Annotated in this window: 7 protein-coding genes and 1 pseudogene; 6 read left to right on the top strand and 2 right to left on the bottom strand. The window is 63.4% G+C overall.

Annotated elements, in window-relative coordinates; all coding sequences use genetic code 11:
- The 3 genes and pseudogenes from VA602_RS03195 to VA602_RS03205 form a co-directional block, all read left to right on the top strand.
- Nucleotides 1–409: pseudogene (locus VA602_RS03195) on the top strand (primosomal protein N'); the annotation flags it as partial.
- A 132-nt stretch (nt 410–541) separates the two neighbouring features.
- A complete protein-coding gene (gene argS / locus VA602_RS03200; protein WP_054891180.1) occupies nt 542–2,278 on the top strand; it encodes an arginine--tRNA ligase in 1,737 nt (578 codons plus the stop codon).
- Nucleotide 2,279: 1 nt separating this feature from the next.
- Nucleotides 2,280–2,978: an SPOR domain-containing protein gene (locus tag VA602_RS03205; RefSeq protein WP_054891179.1), complete on the top strand. Its 699-nt coding sequence runs from the start codon at nt 2,280–2,282 to the stop codon at nt 2,976–2,978.
- A 48-nt stretch (nt 2,979–3,026) separates the two neighbouring features.
- Here the strand turns inward: VA602_RS03205 and VA602_RS03210 are convergent, their stop codons facing one another.
- Nucleotides 3,027–3,446 (bottom strand): TM2 domain-containing protein, encoded by a 420-nt coding sequence (locus VA602_RS03210; protein ID WP_323452452.1) that lies wholly within the window; start codon nt 3,444–3,446, stop codon nt 3,027–3,029.
- 168 nt (nt 3,447–3,614) lie between these two features.
- On the opposite strand from VA602_RS03210, the gene VA602_RS03215 reads away from it, so the two are divergent.
- Nucleotides 3,615–4,247, top strand: a complete 633-nt coding sequence (locus VA602_RS03215; RefSeq protein ID WP_054891178.1) for a C40 family peptidase — start codon at nt 3,615–3,617, stop codon at nt 4,245–4,247.
- Between the two features lie 55 nt (nt 4,248–4,302).
- Here the strand turns inward: VA602_RS03215 and VA602_RS03220 are convergent, their stop codons facing one another.
- Nucleotides 4,303–5,304, bottom strand: a complete 1,002-nt coding sequence (locus VA602_RS03220; RefSeq protein WP_323452453.1) for a type IV pilus twitching motility protein PilT — start codon at nt 5,302–5,304, stop codon at nt 4,303–4,305.
- Nucleotides 5,305–5,369: 65 nt separating this feature from the next.
- Between VA602_RS03220 and VA602_RS03225 the strand changes: the two genes are divergently transcribed.
- Together VA602_RS03225 and VA602_RS03230 are read left to right on the top strand one after the other, a co-directional pair.
- The gene (locus VA602_RS03225; RefSeq protein ID WP_323452454.1) at nt 5,370–6,056 is read left to right on the top strand and encodes a YggS family pyridoxal phosphate-dependent enzyme; all 687 of its coding nucleotides are present in this window, start codon (nt 5,370–5,372) and stop codon (nt 6,054–6,056) included.
- 38 nt (nt 6,057–6,094) lie between these two features.
- Nucleotides 6,095–6,249 (top strand): NAD(P)-binding domain-containing protein (locus VA602_RS03230; protein ID WP_323452460.1); only part of this gene is annotated, 155 nt, incomplete at its 3' end.

Here is a 6,249-nt window from a genome sequence, read left to right on the forward strand (position 1 = left end):
GGCCGAGCATCCACTGCTGGTGCAACTGACCGAGCAAGGCTATTTCGCCTTCGCCGAGCAAGCCCTGAGCGAGCGGCGCGCCGCCGGCCTGCCGCCCTTCTCGCACCTGGCCCTGCTGCGCGCCGAAGCGCACAAGCCAGGGCAGGCGGAAGCCTTTCTCGACGAGGCCTGCGCCGCCGCCGAGGGTGTGCTGGCAGAGCAGGGCTTGAGCGGCATCGAGCTGCTCGGCCCGGTACCTGCCCCCATGGAGCGCCGTGCCGGCCGCTTCCGCGCGCAGCTGTTGATCCAGGCCAATGCCCGGGCGCCGCTGCATCGACTGATCAGTAGCTGGTTGCTAGTGTTGGAACAGATGCCGTCGGGACGGCAGGTGCGCTGGTCGCTGGATGTGGACCCGGTCGATCTCTACTGAATCCATGAAAGCCAGCGCTATCCTGAGCGAGCCGTAAAGGTTGGCAATCAAGCCCCGGCCACGGATAATGTTCCGTTTTTCCACCTGCGCATCGAAGCGCTGCACCGCGCTTGCGGTCGAAAAGAGAACCCGATGAAAGACACCATTCGCCAGCTGATCCAGCAAGCCCTCACCCAACTCGTCAACGAAGGTGTGTTGCCTGAAGGCCTGACGCCGGCGATCCAGGTGGAAAACGCCCGCGACAAGACCCACGGCGACTTCGCCAGCAACATCGCCATGATGCTGGCCAAGCCGGCAGGCATGAAGCCGCGCGACCTGGCCGACAAGCTGATCGCCGCCCTGCCTGCCAGCGCCGACATCAGCAAGGTCGAGATCGCCGGCCCCGGCTTCCTCAACTTCTTCCAGAACACCGACGCCCTGGCCAACCGCCTGGAGGCGGCACTTGCAGATGCCCACCTGGGCGTGCGCAAGGCCGGCGCAGCGGAAAAAGTGGTCATCGACATGTCGGCGCCAAACCTGGCCAAGGAGATGCACGTCGGCCACCTGCGCTCGACCATCATCGGCGACAGCGTCGCGCGCGTGCTGGAATTCCTCGGCGACGAGGTGATCCGCCAGAACCATGTGGGCGACTGGGGCACCCAGTTCGGCATGCTGCTGGCCTACCTGGAAGAAAACCCCATCACCAGCGACGAGCTGTCGGACCTGGAAAACTTCTACCGCGCGGCGAAGAAGCGCTTCGACGAATCGGAAGACTTCGCCAACCGCGCCCGTGGCCTGGTGGTCAAGCTGCAAGCCGGCGACCCCGAGTGCATGGCGCTGTGGACGCGCTTCAAGGATATCTCGCTGTCGCACTGCCAGAAGACCTACGAACTGCTCAACGTCAAGCTGACCATGGCCGACGTGATGGGCGAAAGTGCATACAACGCCGACCTCGCCAACGTGGTCGCCGACCTCAAGGCCAAGGGTCTGCTGGTCGAAAGCCAGGGCGCGCAGTGCGTGTTCCTGGAAGAGTTCAAGAACACCGAAGGCGAGCCGCTGCCGGTGATCGTGCAAAAGGCCGACGGCGGCTACCTGTACGCCACCACCGACCTGGCTGCGGTGCGCTACCGCAGCAATGTGCTCAAGGCCGATCGCGCCCTGTACTTCGTCGACCAACGCCAGGCGCTGCACTTCAACCAGGTGTTCGAAGTGGCTCGCCGCGCCGGCTTCGTCGGGCACCCGATGAAAATGGAGCACATGGGCTTCGGCACCATGAACGGCGCCGATGGCCGTCCGTTCAAGACCCGCGACGGCGGCACCGTGAAGCTGATCGACCTGCTGAGCGAAGCCAAGGAGCGCGCCTACGCGCTGGTCAAGGAAAAGAACCCGAGCCTGGCCGAGGACGAACTGCGCCACATCGGTGAAGTGGTCGGGATCGGCGCGGTGAAGTACGCCGACCTGTCCAAGCACCGTACCAGCGACTACAGCTTCAACTTCGAACTGATGCTCAACTTCGAAGGCAACACCGCGCCCTACCTGCTTTACGCCTATACCCGCGTGGCCGGTGTGTTCCGCAAGCTGGGCAAGGGCTTCGACGAAGTCGAGGGCGACATCGTGCTGCAGGCTGCCCACGAGCAGGACCTGGCGGCTCGCCTGGCACAGTTCGGCGAAACGCTGAACAACGTCGCCGAAAAAGGCACCCCACACGTGCTGTGCAGCTACCTCTACGACCTGGCCGGCCTGTTCTCCAGCTTCTACGAGAACTGCCCGATCCTCACCGCCGAAACCGTCGAACAGCAGCAGAGCCGCCTGCGTCTCGCCGCGCTGACCGGCCGTACTCTCAAGCAGGGCCTGGAGCTGCTCGGCCTGGAAACCCTGGAGCGCATGTAAGTTGGCTGCCAAGAAAAAACCCGCGCCCAAGCGCGGCGCCAGCCGTCACCAGCCACCCGCCAAACAGCCGATCCCGGGTTGGGTTTGGCTGGCGGTCGGCCTGACCGTAGGCGCATTCATCGTTTTCCTGATGAAGCTCGAGCCCGGCGGCGATGACATCAAGCGTGCCAAGCCTGAACAGCAGAAGCCCGCCAAGGTCGCCGAGGCGGCCAAAGGCAGCACGCCGACCACGCCGCAGCCGATCAAGCCCAAGTACGACTTCTACACCCTGCTGCCAGAGTCGGAAGTGATCGTGCCGCCTGAAGCGGTGCCGGAGAAGACGCCGCCCGTGCCGGCTCAGCCGGTCACGCCGGTCACTCCTGCCGAAGCCGCGAAGATCGACACTGCCCGCGCCCAGGCTGCGCTGTCGGGGCAGACGCCGCCACCGGCTCCACCAGTGATCAAGCCTGCAGCGACCACGCAGTTCTTCCTCCAGGCCGGTTCGTTCCGCAAGGAAGCCGATGCCGACAAGGTGCGCGCGCAGATCATCCTGCTCGGCCAGGTGGTCAAGGTGGAGTCGGGGACGGTGAAGGAAGAAACCTGGTACCGCGTACTGGTCGGTCCGTTCAGCAACCGTGAACAACTGACGGTGGCACAGAAACAGCTGGCCGGGGCAGGTTTCAGCAACCTGCTGCTGCAACAGCGACAGACCCGCCAGTAACGAAAAAGGCCTTGCCGCACCGCGACAAGGCCTTTTTTTCTGACGGAGTCAGCGCTGCTTGCCATTGACCTCGGACACCTGGGTGTTGAGGGTCCAGAAGTCATACAGCACGCCAATCAGGAACAGGCCGCCGGTAAACAGGTAGATCAGTGCGCTGATCCACTTGCCCTGGTAAAGCCTGTGAATGCCGAAAATACCCAGGAACGTCAACAGCACCCACGCCACGCTGTAGTTCACCGGCCCTGGCTGGAACCGCAGGTCAGCCTCGCGGTCCATGGACGGGATCAGGAACAGGTCGATCAGCCAGCCGATACCCAGCAAGCCCAGCGTGAAGAACCAGATCGTCCCGGTGATCGGCTTGCCGTAGTAGAAACGGTGGGAGCCGGTGAAGCCGAAGATCCACAGCAGGTACCCGATGACCTTGCTGTGCGTGTCATGAAGCGGCGCACCCTGTTGATACGTATTCATTCAAAACCCTCGTGGGATAGCCGAAAATTTTCTAACGAAAAATGTGACTTTTTCGTTTTGCCCCGACGTATGGTACCCAGCCACACGACCAACGGATCAGATTTTGATCAAAAAGCTGTTATAAAGTTGCGCGCCAACATCTATAAACATCCATAAAGAGCTTCAACTATGCCGCCTTTCTTCAAGACATGGCTGACCCTCTGCCTATTGTTACCCCTGGCCGCCCACGCCACCAACCGTGAGCAACGACTCCCAAACGGATTCACTGGCTACACCTCCAACGCTGATGTTTCCGTGAAACGCACCCCCGCCAAGCAGGTCAGCCTGCGTGCGCGTCCGGCCAATGCCGCGAAGAACCACGCGCTGAAAGTGGCGGCGATGTCGCCCAAGCAGAGCAGCGAAGTACTCAGCCGCGCCGTCAACGTGCTCGGCACCCCCTACCGCTGGGGCGGTAGCACGCCTGGCAAGGGCTTCGACTGCAGCGGCCTGGTCAAGTACGCCTTCAACGATGTCGCCGACGTCGATCTGCCACGCACCTCGAACGCCATGGCCCAAGGGCATGGCGTGAAAGTGGCGCGGGATGACCTCAAGCCCGGCGACCTGATCTTCTTCAACATCAAGAGCCGTCGGGTCAATCACGTTGCCATCTACCTGGGCAACGACCGCTTCATCCACGCGCCGCGCACCGGCAAGCGGGTGAGCATCGACAGCCTCGAAAAGCCGTACTGGCAGAAGCATTATGTGGTTGCCAAGCGCGTGCTGCCCAAGGAGCAGGAGGCGCTGCGGCTGGCCAAGCGTTGATGTAGTTTCTTTCTCTGGCCTCTTCGCGGGCAAACCCACGAAGAGGCCAGCAGTTTCACCCTGCCCCGTCGATCACTCCCCGCTTCATCAACGCCTGCATCGCCCCTTCCATCGTCACCATCCCCTGCGCCGTGCCGGTCTGCATCACCGACTGCAACTGCGCCATCCGCCCTTCGCGAATCAGGTTGCGCACCGCTGGCGTCGCCACCAATACCTCCCGCGCCGCCACACGACCGCCGCCTACTCGACGCATCAGCACCTGCGCCACCACCAGACGCAACGACTCGGCCAACATGGCGCGCACCAGCGGCTTCTCTTCGGCGGCGAACACGTCCACCAGGCGATCGATGCTGCTCGCCGCTGTTCGCGTATGCACCGTGGCCAGCACCAGATGCCCGGTCTGCGCCGCTCGCAGCGCCAGACGAATGGTATCCAGGTCACGCAATTCCCCGATCATGATCACATCCGGATCCTGGCGCAGGGCACTGCGCAACCCCTGGGCAAAATCGCGACTGTGGCGGCCGATCTCGCGCTGAGTGATCAGGCAGCGCTCGGCGCGGTGCACGAATTCGACCGGATCTTCCAATGTGAGGATGTGGTTTGAGCGCTCACGATCAAGCTGCGCGATCAACGCAGCCAGTGTGCTGGACTTGCCACTGCCGGTCGGACCACCTACCAGCACCAGGCCATCACGGCACTGGGCAATGACTCGATACACTTCCATGAGGTCGAGTTCTTCGACCGTTGGCATCTGTGCAGGTATCAGCCGCAGGCTTGCGGCCAACCCCCGATACTGCCGGTACAGGTTCAGACGAAAACGGCCAAGCCCAGGCAGATCAAGGGCCAGATCGATTTCCTCAGTCGCCAGCCACAGGCGCCGCTGATCAGCATCGAGCCAGGCCGCCAAGCCTTTCTCGATCATTTCGCTTTGCAAGGCAGGCAACGCCAGGCGCTGCAATTCGCCATCCAGGCGCCACAGCGGCGCCTCGCCCGCAGCCAGGTGCAGGTCCGAAGCCCCCGCTGCCACGGCCCGGGCCAACAGGTCGGTCACATCCATGAGACTCCCCAAAGGCCATCAAGCAGGTAGAATGCCGCACACCACTGAGCTGCCGGCATCGATCCATGTCCACCCTAGCAGACAACCTTCGCGCTATCAGCGAACGCATCGACAACGCGGCCCGAGCCGCTGGACGCGACACCGCCAGCGTACACCTGCTGGCCGTGAGCAAGACCAAGCCCGCCAGCGCCATTCGCGAAATCCACGCCGCTGGCGTACGCGACGTCGGCGAGAACTACCTGCAGGAAGCCCTGGCCAAGCAAGATGAATTGCGCGACCTGCCCTTGATCTGGCACTTCATCGGCCCCATCCAGTCGAACAAGACCAAGGCCATTGCCGAACACTTCGACTGGGTACACAGCGTGGATCGCCTGAAAATCGCCCAACGCCTGAGCGAGCAGCGCCCCATCGGCCTGCCAGCGCTGAACGTCTGCCTGCAGGTGAACGTCAGCGGCGAAGACAGCAAATCGGGCTGCACCCCGGCCGATCTGCCGGCACTGGCCCAGGCCGTGGCCGAACTGCCCAACCTGCGTCTGCGCGGGCTCATGGCGATTCCCGAGCCCAGCGACGACCGCGCTACCCAGGAGGCCGCCTTCGCCCGCCTGCGCCAGTTACAGGAAAACCTGGGCCTTGGCCTGGACACGCTGTCCATGGGCATGAGCCACGACCTGGAAGCGGCCATCGCCCAGGGTGCGACCTGGGTCCGTATCGGCACCGCCCTGTTCGGCGCCCGCGACTACGGTCAGCCCTGATTCCATGCTTTACTCACTCTCTCCTTCAAGGACCTGACATGAGCAAGACTCGTATTGCCTTCATCGGCGCCGGCAACATGGCCGCCAGCCTGATCGGCGGCCTGCGCGCCCAGGGCCTGGACGCCGCGCAGATCCGCGCCAGCGACCCGGGTGCCGAGACCCGCGCCCGGATCAAGGCCGAGCACGGCATCGA

It is taken from the genome of Pseudomonas machongensis (assembly GCF_034961125.1).
Taxonomy (GTDB): Bacteria; Pseudomonadota; Gammaproteobacteria; order Pseudomonadales; family Pseudomonadaceae; genus Aquipseudomonas; species Aquipseudomonas machongensis.

Bases quoted from the DNA above. Each gene is read 5' to 3' on its own strand.
- VA602_RS03220 (WP_323452453.1), bottom strand. From the start codon at position 5,304: ATGGATGTGACCGACCTGTTGGCCCGGGCCGTGGCAGCGGGGGCTTCG.
- VA602_RS03215 (WP_054891178.1), top strand. From the start codon at position 3,615: ATGCCGCCTTTCTTCAAGACATGGCTGACCCTCTGCCTATTGTTACCC.
- argS (WP_054891180.1), top strand. From the start codon at position 542: ATGAAAGACACCATTCGCCAGCTGATCCAGCAAGCCCTCACCCAACTC.
- VA602_RS03210 (WP_323452452.1), bottom strand. From the start codon at position 3,446: ATGAATACGTATCAACAGGGTGCGCCGCTTCATGACACGCACAGCAAG.
- VA602_RS03225 (WP_323452454.1), top strand. From the start codon at position 5,370: ATGTCCACCCTAGCAGACAACCTTCGCGCTATCAGCGAACGCATCGAC.